16 protein-coding genes and 1 pseudogene are annotated in these 17,367 nt (G+C 74.5%); 9 read left to right on the forward strand and 8 right to left on the reverse strand.

Going from position 1 to position 17,367, the window contains the following annotated elements; genetic code table 11:
- Positions 1-224: 224 nt before the first annotated feature.
- Positions 225-1,154, reverse strand: coding sequence for a squalene/phytoene synthase family protein (locus DVH02_RS14980; RefSeq protein ID WP_114624315.1), 930 nt, complete (start codon positions 1,152-1,154; stop codon positions 225-227).
- A gap of 221 nt (positions 1,155-1,375) precedes the next feature.
- Here DVH02_RS14980 and uppS point away from each other — a divergent pair, with 221 nt between their 5' ends.
- Together uppS and DVH02_RS14990 are read left to right on the forward strand one after the other, a co-directional pair.
- Positions 1,376-2,164 carry a polyprenyl diphosphate synthase gene (gene uppS, locus DVH02_RS14985; protein ID WP_199566287.1) on the forward strand — a complete coding sequence of 263 codons (789 nt, stop codon included), beginning with the start codon at positions 1,376-1,378 and terminating at the stop codon, positions 2,162-2,164.
- Between the two features lie 101 nt (positions 2,165-2,265).
- Positions 2,266-3,669 carry an oxygenase MpaB family protein gene (locus tag DVH02_RS14990; RefSeq protein ID WP_114624316.1) on the forward strand — a complete coding sequence of 468 codons (1,404 nt, stop codon included), beginning with the start codon at positions 2,266-2,268 and terminating at the stop codon, positions 3,667-3,669.
- 21 nt (positions 3,670-3,690) lie between these two features.
- On the opposite strand, the gene DVH02_RS14995 is transcribed toward DVH02_RS14990, so the two are convergent.
- From DVH02_RS14995 to DVH02_RS15005, 3 genes are read right to left on the reverse strand one after another with little or no spacing between them, the layout of a single operon-like run.
- The gene (locus DVH02_RS14995; RefSeq protein WP_114624317.1) at positions 3,691-4,518 is read right to left on the reverse strand and encodes a transferase; all 828 of its coding nucleotides are present in this window, start codon (positions 4,516-4,518) and stop codon (positions 3,691-3,693) included.
- Complete coding sequence (locus tag DVH02_RS15000; RefSeq protein WP_114624318.1) at positions 4,515-5,774, reverse strand: glycosyltransferase family 4 protein; 1,260 nt, start codon at positions 5,772-5,774, stop codon at positions 4,515-4,517. Before DVH02_RS15000 ends, DVH02_RS14995 begins: the two co-directional genes overlap by 4 nt.
- 40 nt (positions 5,775-5,814) lie before the next feature.
- Positions 5,815-6,306, reverse strand: coding sequence for a MarR family winged helix-turn-helix transcriptional regulator (locus DVH02_RS15005; RefSeq protein WP_114624319.1), 492 nt, complete (start codon positions 6,304-6,306; stop codon positions 5,815-5,817).
- A gap of 258 nt (positions 6,307-6,564) precedes the next feature.
- Here DVH02_RS15005 and DVH02_RS15010 point away from each other — a divergent pair, with 258 nt between their 5' ends.
- The 7 genes and pseudogenes from DVH02_RS15010 to pcaD all read left to right on the forward strand — a co-directional run.
- Complete coding sequence (locus tag DVH02_RS15010; RefSeq protein ID WP_114624320.1) at positions 6,565-7,320, forward strand: CoA transferase subunit A; 756 nt, start codon at positions 6,565-6,567, stop codon at positions 7,318-7,320.
- Positions 7,320-7,964, forward strand: coding sequence for a 3-oxoacid CoA-transferase subunit B (locus tag DVH02_RS15015; RefSeq protein ID WP_114624321.1), 645 nt, complete (start codon positions 7,320-7,322; stop codon positions 7,962-7,964). Before DVH02_RS15010 ends, DVH02_RS15015 begins: the two co-directional genes overlap by 1 nt.
- The gene (locus DVH02_RS15020; RefSeq protein ID WP_114624322.1) at positions 7,964-9,190 is read left to right on the forward strand and encodes a thiolase family protein; all 1,227 of its coding nucleotides are present in this window, start codon (positions 7,964-7,966) and stop codon (positions 9,188-9,190) included. The genes DVH02_RS15015 and DVH02_RS15020 overlap by 1 nt, the downstream gene beginning before the upstream one ends.
- 90 nt (positions 9,191-9,280) lie before the next feature.
- A complete protein-coding gene (gene pcaH, locus DVH02_RS15025) occupies positions 9,281-10,051 on the forward strand; it encodes a protocatechuate 3,4-dioxygenase subunit beta (protein ID WP_114624323.1) in 771 nt (256 codons plus the stop codon).
- Positions 10,051-10,608: a protocatechuate 3,4-dioxygenase subunit alpha gene (gene pcaG, locus DVH02_RS15030; RefSeq protein WP_114624324.1), complete on the forward strand. Its 558-nt coding sequence runs from the start codon at positions 10,051-10,053 to the stop codon at positions 10,606-10,608. Before pcaH ends, pcaG begins: the two co-directional genes overlap by 1 nt.
- Positions 10,605-11,951, forward strand: a complete 1,347-nt coding sequence (pcaB, locus tag DVH02_RS15035; RefSeq protein WP_114624325.1) for a 3-carboxy-cis,cis-muconate cycloisomerase — start codon at positions 10,605-10,607, stop codon at positions 11,949-11,951. Before pcaG ends, pcaB begins: the two co-directional genes overlap by 4 nt.
- Positions 11,948-12,797 (forward strand): annotated as a pseudogene (pcaD, locus tag DVH02_RS15040) (3-oxoadipate enol-lactonase); the annotation flags it as partial. The gene pcaB and the pseudogene pcaD, both read left to right, overlap by 4 nt.
- A gap of 117 nt (positions 12,798-12,914) precedes the next feature.
- Here pcaD and DVH02_RS15045 read toward each other — a convergent pair.
- The 4 genes from DVH02_RS15045 to DVH02_RS15060 form a co-directional block, all read right to left on the reverse strand.
- Complete coding sequence (locus DVH02_RS15045) at positions 12,915-14,108, reverse strand: 4-hydroxybenzoate 3-monooxygenase (RefSeq protein WP_114624327.1); 1,194 nt, start codon at positions 14,106-14,108, stop codon at positions 12,915-12,917.
- A gap of 149 nt (positions 14,109-14,257) precedes the next feature.
- Positions 14,258-15,439 carry an aldose epimerase family protein gene (locus DVH02_RS15050; protein ID WP_114624328.1) on the reverse strand — a complete coding sequence of 394 codons (1,182 nt, stop codon included), beginning with the start codon at positions 15,437-15,439 and terminating at the stop codon, positions 14,258-14,260.
- Positions 15,440-15,513: 74 nt separating this feature from the next.
- Positions 15,514-15,699 (reverse strand): hypothetical protein, encoded by a 186-nt coding sequence (locus DVH02_RS15055; RefSeq protein WP_114624329.1) that lies wholly within the window; start codon positions 15,697-15,699, stop codon positions 15,514-15,516.
- A gap of 194 nt (positions 15,700-15,893) precedes the next feature.
- Positions 15,894-17,234: a Gfo/Idh/MocA family protein gene (locus DVH02_RS15060; protein WP_114624330.1), complete on the reverse strand. Its 1,341-nt coding sequence runs from the start codon at positions 17,232-17,234 to the stop codon at positions 15,894-15,896.
- Positions 17,235-17,367: the final 133 nt, after the last annotated feature.

A 17,367-nucleotide genomic window follows, 5' to 3' on the forward strand; every position in this document is an offset into this window, starting at 1 on the left:
GTTCGGGAGCCCTCGCCGCGACGGCGGGGGTCGCGGCGAGGGCTCCCGAACCGGCGATGAGGGCGGCGGCGAGCACGGCGGTGACCCGGTGGTTGATACGGAGCTTGTGCACAATTGCCTCTTTCCCTTTTGGGTGTTACCTCCTTATGGCACGGTGAACGTCGCGTTCGCCAGACTGAAACGGCATCCTCACCCGGATGAGGCATTTTTCCGGTACGCGCCGCTCACGCACCGGATCCGGCCACCGCGGCCGCCCCGCGGTGGCGCAGCAGGATGGCTGCGGCGGCCGGGATCCTCGGGCGGACGCCGCCGCGCAGCAGCCGGGCCCCGTGCGCCTGGGCCTGCTGGAGCAGGTGGGCGTACACGTCGAGTTGGGCCGCGACCATGGGCGCGTAGAGCGCGGGGACACCGGCGACGGCGGGCCTGGCCGCCGCGAGGTCGGCCCAGCACTTGGCGGCGGTGCGGGCCAGCAGGGTCCGCACCCGGGCGGTGGCACGCCCCTGTCGCAGTTCGCCGGGGCCGACCCCGGCGGCCCGCAGGTCGGAGCGCGGCAGACAGACCCGGCCCGACCTGAGGTCCTCGGCCAGATCGGTCAGGAAGTCGATCCGCTGGATCGGTACGGCGAGCAGCCGCACGTTCTCCCGCAGCCGCTCCTCCGACTCCCCCGGCCCGGCGAGGACGGCGCCGATGAGCAGCAGTCCGGGCAGGACGTATTCGTCGACGTAGGCGAGGAAGTCGGGCTCGCCCGCGAAGCCGGTGAAGTAGAGGTCGGCCGGGGCCGCGCGGAAGAAGGCGTCGACGTGAGCGGCCAGCCGGGGGTGGGCGCGGACGGTGTGCCACAGCGGCGCGAGGTCGCCGGTGGGAGCGCCAGGGGAGGCCAGCGCGGCGCGCACCCGCGCCTCGTGGCGCGCGAACCGGGCGGCCCGTGTCTCGACGGACGCCCGGCCGTCCTGGTCGAGCAGTTCGTCGCAGGTGTGCATGAACGACACCGCGGCCACCACGTGCACCGCCGTGGCGGGCGGCAGCAGCAGTCGCAGAGCGGCGTACTGGGCGGGCGCGTAGCGGGCCAGTCGCGTCGCCTGCCGGGTGTAGCTCTCGCGCAGCCCGCGTTCGCGCACCCCGGCCTCCGTGAGCCCGCGCCGCCAGCCGTTCATGCGCTCTCCCTCGCTCGTGGCGGAGATCGCCCGCGCGTCCGGGCGGGACGCGGCACAACCACCGCACAACTACCTGCTGTTACTCTTGAGGTACGGAGGGTATCCGATGCGTGCGGGCGCCCGCTCCCCGTTCCCGTGTCCCGTTTCCGAGTCCGTTCCGATGCCCGTGTCCCGTGTCCCGTGTCCCGTTCACAGACGCACCGGTCGGCGAAGGTGAGCCCGTGGTGATCCCTTCTGTTCCCACTGTCCCCGAGGAGCGGGCCCCCGGCCCCCGGCCGGGCCCGGACGCGGGGCCGCCGCGGATCCCCGGCGGACGGCTGCCCGGTCATGTCGCGGTCGTGCTCGACGGCAACGGCCGCTGGGCGTCCGGGCGCGGCCTGCCGCGCACCGAGGGCCACCGCGCGGGGGCGAAGGCCGTGCTCGACACGGTCGAGGGCGCCCTCCAGCTGGGGTTGCGGCATCTGTCGCTGTTCGCGTTCTCCACCGAGAACTGGCGGCGCGACCCGGCGGAGGTCGGTGAAGTGCTGCGGCTGATCAACGGGTTCGCGACGGACCACGGCGACTGGCTGCACGGGCGGGGGGTGCGGGTCACCTGGTCCGGCGGTCGCGGCAGGATGGGCGCGCGGCTGCTCGGCGATCTGGACGAACTCCAGACGCGGACGGCGGCGAACACCGCGCTGGAGATGACCGTATGGCTCGACTACGGCGCCCGCGACGAACTGTGGCGGGCGGCGCGGGAGCTGGCGCGGCAGAGCGCTGAGGGGCGGCTCGATCCCGCGGACATCGACGCGCCGACCTTCGCCCGCCAGCTGTACCGGCCGGATCTGCCGGACGTCGACCTGTTCATCCGTACCTCCGGGGAGCAGCGGCTGAGCAACTTCCTGCTGTGGCAGAGCGCTTATGCCGAACTGCTGTTCACCGAGACCCTCTGGCCGGACTTCGGGCGCCACGACCTGTGGGCGGCGGCGGTGGCGTACAGCCGTCGCGAACGGCGCTTCGGCGGGCACTGATCCGACGGCTCCCGCCTGTCCCGTCCCCGTCCCGTCCCCGGCTCGCTATTCCCGTTCCACCGTTCCCCGTTCCCCGTTCCCCCACGTGTTTAGGCGGCACCATGAGCGACATCCCCGGCCAGTCGGGCCCCGGCACCGCGCCCGACGCCCTTCCGCTCCCCGGACCCGACTCGGTCGCCTGGCGGTACGTCGGGCAGTGGCGGCTGCTGACCGTCCTGGGCCGGGCCCTGGTGCTGGAGACGGCCCATCCGGTGGTGGGCGCGGGCGTCGAGGCGTTCTCTACGTACCGCTACCACCCGTGGCGCCGGGCCCAGCAGACCCTGCTCAGTCTCCAGCGGATCGTGTATCTCGACGTGCGGGGGCGGGAGAAGGAGGCGGCCAGGCTGGTGCGGCTGCACCGGCACATCAAGGGCGTGGACGGCGCGGGCCGTTCCTTCGACGCGCTCGACCCGGAGGCCAAGGCGTGGGTCCATCTCACCCTGTTCGAGGCGATCGTGACGATGTGCCGGGCCGGCGGGGATCCGCTCACGGCGCGCGACGAGGAGCTGCTGTACGAGGAGTGGCGGGCCTACGGCCGGGTGATCGGGCTGGGTGACGAGGTGATGCCCGCCGATGTCGCCGCGTTCTGGGTGTACTTCGAGCGGATGACCAGCGAGCGGCTCGACGCCACGGGCGGGCTGCGCGGGCTGCTCTCGGCCCTGGCCGGCGACTTCCCGCCCCCGGAGCGGCTCGATTTCCTGCCCGCGCCGCTCTGGCGGGCGGTGCGCGGGACGGCGGCGCGCGCCTATGTCGACATGACGGCCGCGCTGCTCTCCCCCGCGCTGCGTGAGCGGCTCGGTATGCGGCCGGGTCCCGCCGGGCCCGCGATCGCCGCCGTGGTGTGCCGGGCGGCCGGGCTGCTCGACCGGATCGCGCCGCCCCGGCTGCGCTACATGCCGGTGGCGGCCACGGCGATCGCCGCCGAGCTTCAGCTCAGGCGCAGTCTGACGCGGCGGGCCGCCCGGCCGGCGGCGGCGGTCCCCGAGCTGTTCGACCGGATTCTGGACCAGACCGGCGACGGGTTCGTCAGCTGGGCCGATCTCGCGGCGGTGGCGCGGGTGGTGGCGGTCCGGCTGGAGGTGGACGCGGCCACGGAGACAGCCCTCTACGACGCCTTCCACACCTGGTGGCTGGAGCTGCGCGCCGGATCGGACACGGACGGCGACGGGCTGATCAGCCGGGAGGAGTACGCGCGGACGGACCCGGGCGGCGCGGCGCTGCGGGCCGCGATGGACACCGTGGCCGCCGCCGTGGACCGGGACGGCGACGGCTTCGTCGACCAGGCCGAGTACGCCCATCTGCTCGGCGGCGGTGGGCACGGGCCGGAGCTGCTGGAGAGCTTCCGGCGGCTGGACACCGACGGGGACGGCAGGGTCACGGTCGCGGAGTTCGCGGCGGGGCTCGGCGCGTTCTTCGCGGGCCGCGCCGACTCCCCGGTCGGCCGCCGCCTGCTGGGCCGGGCCTGACCGGGGAGGCGCGCGGCGCGCTCAGGCTCCGCCGACCACCACGGCGAGGTCGTTGTCGACGGTGTAGTAGGGCCGTACGGGGGTGCCGTCGAGGTCGGTGGAGGGGTAGACGAAGACGCTCTTGCGCTCCGCCACGTCGTCCAGCAGCCGGCCCACTCTGGCCCGGGGGCCGTCCGGCGCGAGGTGGAGGTGGAGATCCCAGTAGGCGGGGCGTCCGCCGCCGCCCGTGCCGCGCTCGTCCAGCAGGTCGCGGTAGTCGGCGGTGAGGGAGAAACCGTGGCCGCCGTCATGGTGGAGCGGGCTCTCCCGTACGGCGCGGTCCGCGCCCCGGCGCACCAGCCGTACCGTCGCGCCGTCGGCGAGCCGGGCGCCGAAGAGGCGTCCGCGTACCGTCATCGCGTCGTCGCGGACGCGGAGGGCGTCGACTTCGGCGTGCGGGGCGCGCAGCCAGGTCCTGACCGCGAGGAAGCCGTCCCTGGTGGTGTACGGGACGCGGACGGCCAGCGGCGTCGGCGTCCGGCCGGGGGTGCGGCCCCGCTGGAGCGCGCGCAGGTCGAGCAGGCCGGGGCGCAGCCGTTCCCCTTCGTCGCCCGGCCCCTCCAGGAGGTAGGCGTCCCAGCGGCCCTCGGCGAGGAGCGGGGCGGGTTCCAGGACGGCGCGCCAGTGGTGCTCGGCCAGCGGACGCAGCTCCAGGCGGTGGCCGGGTTCCTGGGGGCCGCCCTTCTTCGGGCGCGGGCGCAGCAAAAGCCCGGGGTGTGCGGCGCCCGGCAGCCGGACAGTGGCGGTGAGCCGTCCCTCCTCGTCCACCAGGCAGTCGGCGCGGGGGGTCTCGGAGCGGTCCTGGCTCATCGGCCGGCCTTTCGCAGGGTGCGCAGGACGCCGCTCGCGGCGACCAGGGCGCTGTCCTTGGCGGCGTGGCCTCGGCCGGACAGGACGTGGCCCGTCCGGCCGGGTGCGGCGGGGCGGCCGGAGGCGCGGGCGGCGAGCAGTTCCTCGAACAGCCGCTCGGCCTGGGCGACGACGGGGCCCGGGGCGAACCGCCGGGAGTTGTCCAGGGCGGCGCGGCCCATCCGGCGGCGTGCCTCGTCGTCGCGTACGAGGCCGAGCAGGGCGGCGGACAGCGCGTCCCGGTCCCCCACGGGCACCAGCCGGCCGTCCACTCCGTCGGCGATGATCTCGGCGGGCCCGTACGGGCAGTCGGTGCTGACGACGGGGAGCCCGCAGCGCATCGCCTCGACGATGGTCATGCCGAACGGCTCGAAGTCGGAGGTGACCGCCGCGATCGAGCCTTTGACCCACTCCGCCTCCATGGGGGTGGCGGCGCCCATCAGGAAGACGTTGTCGTAGAGCCCGAGCTTCTCGATGAGCGTCCTGAGCCGGTCGTGTTCCTCGCCTCCGCCGTAGATCCGCAGCCGCCAGTCGGGATATTCGGCCACCACCGCGGCGAACGCCGCGACCAGCAGGTCGTAGCGCTTGACGTGGACGAGCCGGCCGGCGGCGACCACGGTGTGCGCGCCGCCGTCCGAGGGCGGCAGGGCCGGGTCGGGGACGCTGTTGGGCAGCGCCTCCACCCGGACGCCGGGGAGCCGGGCCTTGCGCCGGTAGGCGGCGGCGTCGGCCTCGGTGACGGTGGTCAGCGCGTCCAGCCGGGGGTAGGCACGGCGCAGCGCCGTGCGCAGCCTCGGCGAGTGGTGGTCGAAGGTGAGGTGTTCCTGTCCGATCCGTACGGCGTGCGGCGGGGACTGCAGGGCGAGATGGACGTTGAGCCCCGGCCGCGTCCCCACCAGGACATCGGCGTCCGAGCCCGCGAGGCAGCCGCCGATCCGCCGGTCGGTGAGCGCGCTGTACTGCCCGTAGCGGCCTTCGGCCGACGGGAAGACCCGCGCCGGGCGGAGCCGGTCGGGGTGGTCCTCCTCGTGCCGCAGATCCACCAGGGGGCGCAGCCGGACCCGGGGGTCCGGGGTGAGCACGGGGGTCTCCCGGTGGCGGAAGACGGAGACGATGTCCACTTCGTGCCGGTCCGCGAGGGCGCGGGCCAGATTGAAGGTGGTGGTGATCGTGCCCCCGATCCCGTACGCGTTGTGTATCAGGAAGGAGATCTTCATGACGGCGTAGACACTTCCCGGCCCCCTCCCGTTGCGCGCGTTACCGCTTCGTGAAGGAGGACGCCGCTCGGAGCCGGTCGGGTGGGTCCGGCTCGGGGTCGCGCAGTGCCTCCGCCGCGTCGGAGACCCGGCGCAGCAGGTCGAGCAGGACGTGCCGCTCGTCGGTGGAGAGCGGGCCGAGGAGGACCTGGTTCATCCGGGTCGCGCGCACGGTCAGTCTGCGGTGGGTGCGGGCGCCCTCGTCGGTGAGGCGCAGCAGGCAGCGGCGGCCGTCCCGGGGGTCGCGTGCCTTGGCGAGCAGGGCCCGGCGGTCCAGCCTGCTGATGACCTCGGCGATGGTGGAGCGGTCCAGGCCCACGCGTTCGCCGACGGTGCGCTGGTCCAGGCCGGGTTCGGCGACCAGGGCGTTGAGGACGGCGTACTGGGGGGAGGTGATCTCCTCGGAGACCATGGCGTTCCACAGGAGGTGGTGCGCCTGCTGCAGGCGCCGGGCCAGATGCCCCGGATGCGTGGTCAGGTCCACCGCCGCCATGCGTGTGCCTCGTTCCCGTCCGTCGATGGTATTCGTTCGTGTACGGAGCGATCCTCGCGCGTGGGTGAGCCGGTTGTCGAGTCCGGATGTCCACGGTACCGGCGTGCGCAGGGGGTATTGACGAGGTGACATGCCGGTGGCAGCGTGTGCGCAATCTCGCCGGATCGGTCAGTGCGCTGACTGAATTCTCGGACGGTGCCGGCGACGGGTTCCGGCTCGCCGAGGGGCGCGCCGCGTACGGGAGAGAGGGCCTCGGACATGGACAAGGTGGTCGCCACCGCCGCCGAGGCGGTGGCCGACGTCCGGGACGGGGCGTCGCTGGCCGTGGGCGGTTTCGGGCTGAGCGGGGTGCCGAACGAGCTGATCAGGGCGGTGCACCGGCTCGGGGTCAGGCAGCTGGGCGTGGTGTCCAACAACTGCGGCGCGCTGGAGTCGGGGCTCGCGCCGCTGCTGGCCGCCGGGCGCATCGCGCGGGTGACCGGCTCGTACATCGGGGCGAACAAGGAGTTCGCCCGGCAGTATCTGGCCGGTGAGATCGAGGTCGAGATGATCCCGCAGGGCACGCTGGCCGAACGGCTGCGGGCCGGCGGCTGCGGTATTCCCGCCTTCTACACCCCGGCCGGGGTGGGTACCCAGGTCGCCGAGGGCGGGCTGCCCTGGCGCTACGACGGGCGGGGCGGGGTCGCGGTCGCCTCGCCGCCCAAGGAGGTGCGGGAGTTCGACGGTACGCGCTATGTCCTGGAGCGCTCCATCCGTACCGACTTCGCGCTGGTGCGCGCCGCCCGGGGCGACCGGCACGGCAACCTCGTCTTCAGCAGGTCGAGCCGTAACTTCAACCCGCCGGCCGCCATGGCGGGCCGGGTGACCGTGGCCGAGGTGGAGGAGCTGGTGGAGCCGGGCGGTATCGATCCGGACGAGGTGCATCTGCCCGGCATCTTCGTGCAGCGCGTGGTGGCGCTCACCGCGGAGCAGGCCGCCGACAAGGCTGTCGAGAAGAGGACGGTGAGCGGCTGATGGCCTGGACGAGGCAGGAGATGGCCGCGCGCACGGCGCGCGAGCTGCCCGACGGGAGTTACGTCAATCTCGGGATCGGGCTGCCCACGCTGATACCCAACTTCCTGCCCGAGGGGGTGGAGGTCGTCCTGGAGTCGGAGAACGGCATCCTCGGCGTGGGTCCCTACCCGCGCGAGGACGAGGTCGATCCCGATCTGATCAACGCGGGCAAGGAGACCGTCACCGTGCTGCCGGGTGCCTCCTTCTTCGACTCCTCCCTCTCCTTCGGGATGATCCGCGGGGGCCATGTCGATGTGGCGGTGCTGGGCGCGATGCAGGTCTCCGCCCGGGGCGATCTGGCCAACTGGGCGGTGCCCGGCAAGCTGATCACCGGGATCGGCGGCGCGATGGACCTGGTGCACGGCGCGCGTACGGTGATCGCGGTGATGACCCACACCGCCCCGGACGGCGGTGCGAAGATCCTCCGGGAGTGCGCCCTGCCGCTCACCGGCAGGGCGTGTGTGAACCGGATCGTCACCGACCTCGGCGTCCTCGATGTCACCCCGGACGGTCTGGTCCTGGTGGAATGCGCGCCGGGGGTGCCGGCCGCCGAGGTCGTCGGCCGAACCGCCGCGCCGCTGCGTATCGCCGAAGGAGTCAGCTGATGCCCCTGTCCCGTGTGGTCGAGTCCCGTGAGGTCTTCGTCGTCGACGCGGTGCGCACACCGATCGGCAAGTACGCCGGAGGGCTCGCGAGCGTACGGCCGGACGATCTGGGCGCCCACGCCATCCGCGCGTTGCTCGACCGTACCCCCGGGCTGGACCCCGCGCTGATCGGCGACGTCTACTTCGGCAACGCCAACGGCGCGGGCGAGGAGAACCGTAATGTCGGCCGGATGGCCGGGCTGCTCGCGGGGCTGCCGGTGACCGTGCCCGGGGTCACCGTCAACCGGCTGTGCGCCTCCGGGCTGGAGGCCGTCGTCCAGGCGGCGCGGGCCATCGCGCTCGGCGACCTGTCCGTCGCGGTGGCGGGCGGGGTCGAGTCGATGACCCGGGCCCCCTATGTGCTGCCGAAGAACGACCGGCCCTTCCCGGCCGGGCACCCCGAGATGTTCTCCACCACGCTGGGCTGGCGCATGGTCAACCCGCGGATGGAGCCCCGGTGGACCGTGCCGCTCGGGGAGAGCGCCGAACTCGTCGCGGAGAAGCACGGGATCAGCCGTGAGCGGCAGGACGCCTTCGCTCTGGAGAGCCACCACAAGGCGGCGCGGGCCTGGCAGGAGGGGTTGTTCGACGCGGAGGTGGTGCCGGTCCCGGTGGAGCGGCGCAGGGGCGGGCCGGTCCTCTTCGCGCGCGACGAGTGCGTACGTCCCGACACGTCGGCCGAGGCGCTCGCGGCGCTGCGGCCGGCGTTCCGGCAGAGCGGCGGAACGGTGACGGCGGGCAGCTCCTCGCCGCTGAACGACGGCGCCGCGGCGCTGCTGCTGACCGACGAGGCGGGGCTGCGGGCCACCGGCCGGGAACCCCTCGCCCGGATCTCCGCGTCCGGTGTGGCCGCGCGCGAGCCGCACTACTTCGGGCTGGCGCCCGTCGAGGCGGTGAACCTCGCCCTGGCCAAGGCGGGGCGCTCCTTCGGCGAGCTGGCGACCCTGGAGCTGAACGAGGCGTTCGCCGCGCAGGTGCTCGGCTGCGTGGCCGAGTGGCCCGACCTCGATCCGGCGGTCCTCAACCCGCGCGGGGGCGCCATCGCCCTCGGCCATCCGCTCGGCGCCTCCGGGGCCCGGCTCGCCGGGACGGTCGCCCACCAGCTGGCGACGCGCGGCTCGGGGACCGGTGTGGCCGCCCTGTGCATCGGGGTGGGCCAGGGCCTGGCCCTCGTGCTCGAACGCTGATCCGCGGCCCGTGACCGCCGCCCCGGCCGGTGCCGGTAGCGGCGCCGCACGTGCCGGAGCCCGTTCCCGCCGTCCTCCTGGAGCCGTGTCATGACCAGCACCCCCGCTCTGCCCGACGGGCTGGGCCAGCACGAGATCGACCTCGCGGTCGCGAAGGCGCGGGCCGCCTCGCGCGGCGGGCACCATCCGCCGCGTGACTACCCCCCGTACCGCAGCACCCGGCTGCGCCATCCCGAGCGGCCCCTGATACCGCTGCGCGACCCCGAGGCGGTGGAGCTGTCGGGGCCCGCGTTCGGCGTCACCGACATCACGGCTCTCGACAGCGATCTGAGCGCCCAGCACCCGGGTGAGCCGCTGGGCGAGCGGATCACCGTCACCGGGCGGGTCGTGGACCGCGCCGGGCGGCCGGTGCGCGGACAGCTGGTGGAGCTGTGGCAGGCCAACGCCTCGGGTCGCTACGCTCATCAGCTCGACCGGCGTCCGGCGCCGCTGGACCCCAACTTCACCGGTTTCGGCCGGTGTCTGACCGACGACGAGGGCGGCTACCGTTTCACCACCGTCAGACCCGGCGCCTATCCGTGGCGCAACCACGTCAACGCCTGGCGCCCCGCGCATCTGCACTTCTCGCTGTTCGGAACGGCGTTCGCGCAGCGTCTGGTCACCCAGATGTACTTCCCCGGCGATCCGGTCATCCCCTACGACCCGGTGCTCCAGTCGGTGGGCGACGCGACGGCGCGCGAGCGGCTGATCGCGGTGTACGACCACGGCCTGTCCGTGCCCGGACTCTCCCTGGGCTACCGCTGGGACATCGTCCTGGACGGCCCGTCCGCCACCCTCTTCGAGGAAGGCCACGACCTGTGATGTCCCTCGCGCCCACCCCCTCCCAGACCGTCGGCCCGTTCTACGGGTACGCGCTGCCCTTCGCGGGCGGCGGCGAGGTCGCCCCCGCCGGTCACCCCGACACCCTCGTCCTGCACGGGTACGTCCTGGACGGCGCGGGCCGGCCGGTGCCCGACGCGCTGGTGGAGACCTGGCAGCCCGCGCCCGACGGCTCGCGCGCCGGACGGCCGGGATCGCTGCGGCGCGATCCGGTCACCGGCCGCGTCATCGGCCGCGACGGTGTCACGTTCACCGGCTTCGCGCGGGTGCCCACGGACGCGGACGGCCACTGGACGGTCCGTACGCTGCCGCCGGGCGGCGTTCCCTACGTCTCGGTCGCGGTCTTCGCCCGGGGGCTGCTGCGCCATCTGTACACGCGCGCCTATCTCAAGGACACGGCCGATCCGCTGCTCGACTCGCTGGAGCCGGACCGCCGCGCCACGCTGCTCGCCACCGCCGCCCCCGGGGCACCGGGCACCCACCGTTTCGACATCCGCCTGCAGGGCGAGGGGGAGACGGTCTTCCTGGAGTTCTCGTGAGCGGCGCGGAGCCGCTCGACGCGGGGCTGCTCGCTCCCGGACGGGCGGGCGGCGCCGCCGAGGCGGCCACCGGTGACCGGGCGTTCCTCCAGGCGATGCTGGACGCCGAGGCGGCGCTGGCCCGCGCCCAGGCCGCTCTGGGGCTGGCTCCCGCGCGGGCGGCCCGGGACATCACCGGGGCGGCCGACGCGGCCGGATACGACGCGCGCTCGATCGCGCTGCGCGGCCGGGAGGGCGGCAATCCCGTCATCCCGCTGGTCGCCGATCTCACCGCGGCGGTGGCGCCCGCGTCCGCGCCGTACGTCCACCGGGGCGCGACCAGCCAGGACATCCTGGACACGGCGGCCATGCTGGTCGCCGCCAGGACCCTCGACGGGGTGCTCACCGACCTCGGCCGCGCCGAGGCGTCGCTGGCCCGGCTCGCGGCGGCGCACCGGGAGACCGTGCTCGCGGGGCGCACCCTCACCCAGCACGCGGTCCCGACGACCTTCGGCCTCAAGGCGGCGGGCTGGCGGAGCCTGCTGCTGGACGCCCGCGACCGGCTGTGTACGGTGCGCGGCTCGCTCCCCGTCCAACTGGGCGGCGCGGCGGGCACCTTGGCGGCCTTCGAGGCGGACGGCGCGGACGGCCCCGCGCTGACCTGGGCCTTCGCGCGGGAACTCGCCCTGGCGGATCCCGCGCTGCCCTGGCACACCCTGCGTACCCCGGTCGCCGATCTCGCGGGCGCGCTCGCCTTCACGGCGGGCGCGCTCGGCAAGGCGGCGGCCGATGTGCTGGTGCTCTCCCGTACCGAGATCGCGGAGGTGTCCGAGGGCTCCGGCGGACCGTCCTCGGCGATGCCGCACAAGGCCAATCCGGTCCGTGCCACGCTGATCGCCGCGGCGGCGCGCCGGGCGCCCGCCCAGGCGGCCACGCTCTACGCGTCGATGGCCGCCGAGGACGAACGGCCCGCGGGTGCCTGGCACGCCGAGTGGGAACCCCTGCGCGACCTGCTGCGGCTGGTCGGGGGTGCGGCGCACGACGCGGCGGAGCTGGCCCGCGGCCTGCGGGTCCATCCGGCGGCGATGGCCGCGGATCTGCGCCTCACGCACGGACTGATCGTCTCGGAGCGGCTGGCCGTCGTGCTCGCGCCCCGGCTGGGCCCTGCCCGTGCGAAGGCCCTGCTGAGCGAGGCGGCGCGACGTGCCCGGGACGGGGGCCGGCCGCTCGGGGAGATCCTCGCGGCCGAGCCGGAGCTGGCAGCCCTGATCGACGCGGGCCTCGATCCGGCCGGGCTGACCGATCCGGCCGGGTACACCGGCGCCGCCGGAGCCCTCACCGACCGCGCGCTGGAGCGATCATGACGTACTCCGCGGTACCGCACCACCGCGCCGAGGGGCCCGGCGGCGCTCCCCCGCTGCTGCTCGGTCCGTCCCTGGGCACCTCCACCGCCCTGTGGGCCGCGGTCGCGCCCGAACTGTCCGCTTCGCACCGGGTGGTGTGCTGGGATCTGCCCGGTCACGGGGGCTCGCCCGCGGAGCTGATCGGCCCCGGTGCGCGCGTCGCCGACCTGGCGGATCTCGTGCTGGCGCTGGCCGACTCGCTGGGGCTGGAGCGGTTCGCGTACGCCGGGGTGTCGCTGGGCGGGGCGGTGGGGCTGCACCTGGCCGTCCACGCCCCCGAGCGCGTGAGCGGCCTGGCCGTGGTGTGCTCGTCGGCGCACTTCGGCGGGGCGGGGCCCTGGCAGGAGCGGGCCGCGCTGGTACGGCGCGAGGGCATGGCGCCGGTCGCGCGGGCGGCTCCGGCGCGCTGGTTCACGCCGGGCTTCAGCGCGCCGGGGCTGGTGGCCGGGGTACGGGATGTCGATCCGGCCGGGTACGCGGCGTGCTGCGAGGCGCTGGGCGCGTACGACATCCGGGACCTGCTGGGCTCCATCGACGTGCCGACGCTCGTGCTGGCGGGACGGGACGACCCGGTGACCCCGCCCGCTCACGCCCGGGAGATCGCCGACGCGGTGCCGGGCGCCACGCTGGTGGAGCTGGCGGGCGCCTCGCATCTGGCGCCCGCCGAGCGGCCGGCGGCCGTGGCGCACGCGCTGCGGGCGCACTTCACCGGGGGTTCCCGGCACGGGCACGCGGGTCCGGCGTGAGGTGCCCGGCGGCGCGCGGGGGGACCGGGCCGCGCGTCGGCCCGGGGCTTTCGCAGACCGGCGCGGCGCGGCTCCGGTCGGCCGTCCACCGCGGAGTCCCGGCGGCCCACTCGGCTGCCGCGCCGGTCCGCGGGGTGGGGGACGAGGAGGATCCGGCCGGGCCTCGCGGGCCAGGCCGTCACCGCGTGGCGGGGCCCACGTAGTTCTCCGCCAGTTCGGCGCGGGCGGCGCGCGACGCGGCGATCCGGTCCAGCCGGGCGAGCTGGAGCCGGACGCCGAAGCCGGGGTCCGGGTCCCCGGGGTCGGTGTGCAGCATGGTGGTCAGGGAGTACGAGAAGTGCTGGGCGCGCCAGATCCGGCGCAGGCGGGTGTCCGAGTAGGCGGCCAGCGCCCGGTCCGTACCGTCCGCGTAGCGCAGGGCGAAGGCGCGGCCGAGTTCGATGACGTCGCCCGCCGCCAGGTTGAGCCCCTTGGCGCCGGTGGGCGGGACGATGTGCGCGGCGTCGCCCGCGAGGAAGACGCTGCCGTGGCGCATGGGTTCGGTGACGGAGCCGCGCATCGGCAGGACCGACTTCTGGGTGAGGGGTCCGCGCCGCAGCCGCCAGTCGCCCTCGACGGCGAACCGGGCGTCCAGTTCGTCCCAGATCCGCTCGTCGCTCCAGTCGGCGGGGTCGGTGCCGTTCGCCACTTGGAGGTAGAGCCGCGAGACGGTGGGCGAGCGCAGGGAGTGCAGCGCGAAGCCGCGCGGGGAGTGCGCGTAGATCAACTCGTCGCAGGAGGGCGGGACATCGGCCAGCACACCCAGCCAGGAGTACGGGTAGCGGCGCTCGTACGTCGTGCGCGCCGACGCGGGGACGGCGGTGCGCACGACGCCGTGGAAGCCGTCGCAGCCCACCACGTAGTCGCAGGCCAGGCTCTGTTCGCGGCCCTCGTGGCGGTAGGTGACGACGGGGCGGTCGGTGTCGGCGCCGGTCACGGCGAGCGCCGGGGTGCCGAAGGCGAGGGGGACGCCCGCCGTGAGGTCGTGCGCGATCAGGTCCTTGACCACCTCGGTCTGCGCGTACACCCAGACCCGGCGTCCGCCGGTCAGCGAGGGGAAGTCGATCCGCTGGGCGCGGCGGTTCCAGCGCAGCTCGATCCCGTCGTGCGCCAGGCCCTCGCGGTCCAGCCGCTCGGCGGCGCCGCAGCCGCGCAGGGCGTCCACGGTGGACTGCTCCAGGACTCCGGCCCGCTGGCGCCGCTCGACGTAGGACCGCTCCCGGCTCTCCAGGACGACGCAGTCGACACCGGCCCGGCGCAGCAGCGCGGCCAGCAGCAGACCGGCCGGGCCGGCCCCGACGACGCCCACGCGGGTGCGGGAGGGAAGCCGCATGCGGACACTCCTCGTTCCGGTTCGGGAAGAACACGTCCGTTCCGCAGTGTTGACCCGCGCGCGCCCGGCGAAACCTCACGCGCCCGGCCGGGCCCCGTACCGGGGACGCAGGACGCGGTACGCGGGTACGGAGCCCGGCCGGGCGGCGCTCAGGCGGTGAAGGTGTGTTCCGTGGAGGACCGGTAGGTCCCGCCGGGGCGCAGCACCGTCGAGGGGAACGACGGCTGGTTCGGGGAGTCGGGGAAGTGCTGGGTCTCCAGGCACATGCCGTCGCCCTGCCGGTAGATCCGGCCGGAGGTGCCGATCAGGGTGCCGACGACGAAGTTGCCGGAGTAGAACTGCACGCCGGGCTCGGTGGTGGCGATGCGCAGGGTGCGGCCGGAGCCGGGGTCGCGGAGGGTGGCGGCGGGCCGGGCCGAGGCGGTGACTCCCTTGTCGAGGACCCAGTTGTGGTCGAAGCCCTGGCCGCGCAGGAGTTGGGGGTGGCCGGTGCGGATGTCGCGGCCCACGGCTTTTCCGGCCCGGAAGTCGAAGGGGGTTCCGGCGACCTTCGCCAGCTCTCCGGTGGGGATCAGGGTGGGGTCGACGGGGGTGTAGCGGGAGGCGTCAAGGGTCAGTTCGTGGCCGTACACGTCGCCGCTGCCCTCGCCCGCGAGGTTGAAGTAGGTGTGGTGGGTGAGGTTGACGACGGTGGGCCGGTCGGTGGTCGCCGTGTAGTCGATGCGCCAGCTGCCGCGCGGGGTGAGGGTGTAGGTCACCTTCACCCGCAGGGTGCCGGGGTAGCCCATCTCGCCGTCGGGGCTGACCCGGGAGAGTACGAGGCCGACTCCGGTGGCGGCGGTGAACGGTTCGACGTCCCAGACTCTGGTGTCGAAGCCCTTGGTGCCTCCGTGCAGGCTGTTCGGCCCGTCGTTGAGCGGGAGTTGGTGGGTCCGGCCGTCGAGGGTGAAGCGGCCGGCGGCGATGCGGTTGCCGTAGCGGCCGATCAGCGCGCCGAAGAAGGTGGTGGCCGTCAGGTAGTCGTCGAGGCGGTCGAAGCCGAGGGAGACGTTGGCGTACCGGCCGCGCCGGTCGGGTGTCTCCAGCGACTGGACGATGCCCCCGTAGCTGAGCACGCGCAGCCGGGTGCCGCCGTTCTCCAGCGTCCAGCGGTGGACCGGGGTGCCGTCGGGGAGCCTGCCGAACGGCTCGCGGGTCGGCGGGCCGCCCGCGCGGCCGGGTGTGGAGGCGCTCGCCGTTCCCGCCATGGCGGCGCTCAGGCCGACGGCGGCGGCGCCCGCCAGCACGGTGCGCCGGGTGGTGGGGCCGGTGCGGGGTGTCTGCGTGGTCATACGTGCGGCTCCTGCCGTAGGGGTGGCCGGATCGTTCGGTGATCCGGCGTCGGTCGAGGGGAGATGACGGTGCGTCACTTCAGCGGGTCCTGATGCGCAGGAAGGCGGGTGTCGTCGGTCTTCGGCCCCTGGCGGGACGTGTCGACGGACAGGGTGTCGTCGGTGGTGTCCGGCGCGGCGTTCGCGGATGCCGGGAGCGAACCGGTCGTCACCAGGAGCGCAGCGGCCGTGAGAGCCGGTCTCCAACGCGTGCGGGGCATAGTCCGCTTGGCTCCTCGTTCGAAATATCGGACGATGGTCAGAACCTCGAACGGAAAGATAGGGAGCGGCGCCGGGGGCGTCAATGGTTCACACAGCGCGGAGCGTGGTGGCGGCATGACGCGGCGGCCCCGCCGGGCGCGTGGGACGCGCGGGCGGGGCCGCCGGGGAAGGTGGGGGCGCGGGTGCGGTGGGCTCAGAGGTCCAGCAGATCCCTGGCCCTCACCGGCAGGCCGGTGACGAAGGACTCGTTCGCGGCCAGGCCGGTGACCAGGGAGCGCGCCCCGTCGGTGGCGTCCGCGGCGCGCCCCAGGGCATCAGGGGCGCCCGGGTCCCGCTCGCCGAAGAGGTCCGCGAGCATGCGCGCGTCGCCGCCGCCGTGGCCGCCCTCGCCGGTGGCGACCTTCAGCTCCCGCGGCTCCTCCCAGAACCGGCGCAGCGTCAGCTCCGTACGTCCGGCCTCGTCCCCGACGGCGGCGCCGTGCAGCACCGCGCTCGCGCCGCCGGTACGGGCGGCGGGCCGGGTCCAGGTCGACTCCTCGACCAGCAGTTCGAGGCGTCCCTCGCTGCCGTTGAAGGCGATCCGGTATCCCTCCCAGGGGGCGTACGCGGTGAGGTGGTAGCTCAGGGTGGCTCCGGAGGCGTAGCGCACGAGGACGGCCATGTCGTCCTCGATGTTCACGCCGGGGCCGAACACGTTCTGGTCGCGGTGGTAGCCGTCCTCCGCCTCGGCGTCGAGGTACAGCTCGGTGAGTACGGGAGAGTCGGCCAGGCGGATGGCGAAGGGGTCGTCGGCGGCGGCCGGGGAGCCGTGCGCGCGGGTGTAGTCGCGGGCCAGGCCGCGGCGCCGGCCGGCCTCCTCGCCGTAGAAGAACAGGCCGCCCTGGGCGAACACCGTCTCGGGGGCGGTGTCCAGCCACCAGTTGACCAGGTCGAAGTGGTGGCTGGCCTTGTGGACCATCAGGCCACCGGAGTCGGCCTTGTCGCGGTGCCAGCGGCGGAAGTAGTCGGCGCCGTGCCGCAGATCGAGCAGCCATTCGAAGTGCACCGAGCCGACCTCGCCGATCCGGCCCGCCGCGAGGGTCTCCCGTACGGCGGCGTGCACCGGGTTGTACCGGTAGTTGAAGGCCACCCGCACCTCGCGGCCGGTGCGCCGCTGGGCCTCCAGGACGCGACGGGCGCGGGCGGCGTCCGTGGTCATCGGCTTCTCGGTGACCACGTCGCAGCCCGCCTCCAGGGCCCGCACGATGTACTCGTCGTGGGTGCGGTCGACACTGGTGACGACCACGAGGTCGACGCGCTCGCGGCGCAGCATCTCGTCGAACTCCCCGGCCGCGTAGGCGGGTACGGGCGGACGGCCGGGCCGGGCGGCGGCGAGCCGCCGGTTGTGGACGGCCATGCGGTGGGCGTTGACGTCGCAGAGGCCGACGAGTTCGACGCGGTCCGCGTACGGTCCGCCGAGCGCCTCGGTGTAGAGCTGGGCACGGGCGCCCAGCCCCACGACGGCGCAGCGCCGACGTGCGGTGTCGGGGGGCATGCGGGAACTCCGATCGGTCGGCGGACAGCGGGACGCGGCTGCTGGATGACGGGCGGTGCGGCAACGATTGCATGCCGCATGGGGATCGACAAGAGGCCGCCGGAGCCTATGTAATTACATTTGATCCGGGAGA

The sequence above is a fragment of the Streptomyces corynorhini genome (assembly GCF_003346515.1).
Taxonomy (GTDB): Bacteria; Actinomycetota; Actinomycetes; order Streptomycetales; family Streptomycetaceae; genus Streptomyces; species Streptomyces corynorhini.

Coding starts and splice junctions, on each gene's coding strand:
- DVH02_RS15055 (WP_114624329.1), bottom strand. CDS start 15,699: ATGCCCCGCACGCGTTGGAGACCGGCTCTCACGGCCGCTGCGCTCCTG.
- DVH02_RS15045 (WP_114624327.1), bottom strand. CDS start 14,108: ATGCGGCTTCCCTCCCGCACCCGCGTGGGCGTCGTCGGGGCCGGCCCG.
- DVH02_RS15015 (WP_114624321.1), top strand. CDS start 7,320: ATGGCCTGGACGAGGCAGGAGATGGCCGCGCGCACGGCGCGCGAGCTG.
- DVH02_RS15060 (WP_114624330.1), bottom strand. CDS start 17,234: ATGCCCCCCGACACCGCACGTCGGCGCTGCGCCGTCGTGGGGCTGGGC.
- DVH02_RS14980 (WP_114624315.1), bottom strand. CDS start 1,154: ATGAACGGCTGGCGGCGCGGGCTCACGGAGGCCGGGGTGCGCGAACGC.
- DVH02_RS15010 (WP_114624320.1), top strand. CDS start 6,565: ATGGACAAGGTGGTCGCCACCGCCGCCGAGGCGGTGGCCGACGTCCGG.
- DVH02_RS15000 (WP_114624318.1), bottom strand. CDS start 5,774: ATGAAGATCTCCTTCCTGATACACAACGCGTACGGGATCGGGGGCACG.
- DVH02_RS15050 (WP_114624328.1), bottom strand. CDS start 15,439: ATGACCACGCAGACACCCCGCACCGGCCCCACCACCCGGCGCACCGTG.
- DVH02_RS14990 (WP_114624316.1), top strand. CDS start 2,266: ATGAGCGACATCCCCGGCCAGTCGGGCCCCGGCACCGCGCCCGACGCC.
- DVH02_RS15005 (WP_114624319.1), bottom strand. CDS start 6,306: ATGGCGGCGGTGGACCTGACCACGCATCCGGGGCATCTGGCCCGGCGC.
- pcaG (WP_114624324.1), top strand. CDS start 10,051: ATGTCCCTCGCGCCCACCCCCTCCCAGACCGTCGGCCCGTTCTACGGG.
- DVH02_RS15020 (WP_114624322.1), top strand. CDS start 7,964: ATGCCCCTGTCCCGTGTGGTCGAGTCCCGTGAGGTCTTCGTCGTCGAC.
- DVH02_RS14995 (WP_114624317.1), bottom strand. CDS start 4,518: ATGAGCCAGGACCGCTCCGAGACCCCCCGCGCCGACTGCCTGGTGGAC.
- pcaH (WP_114624323.1), top strand. CDS start 9,281: ATGACCAGCACCCCCGCTCTGCCCGACGGGCTGGGCCAGCACGAGATC.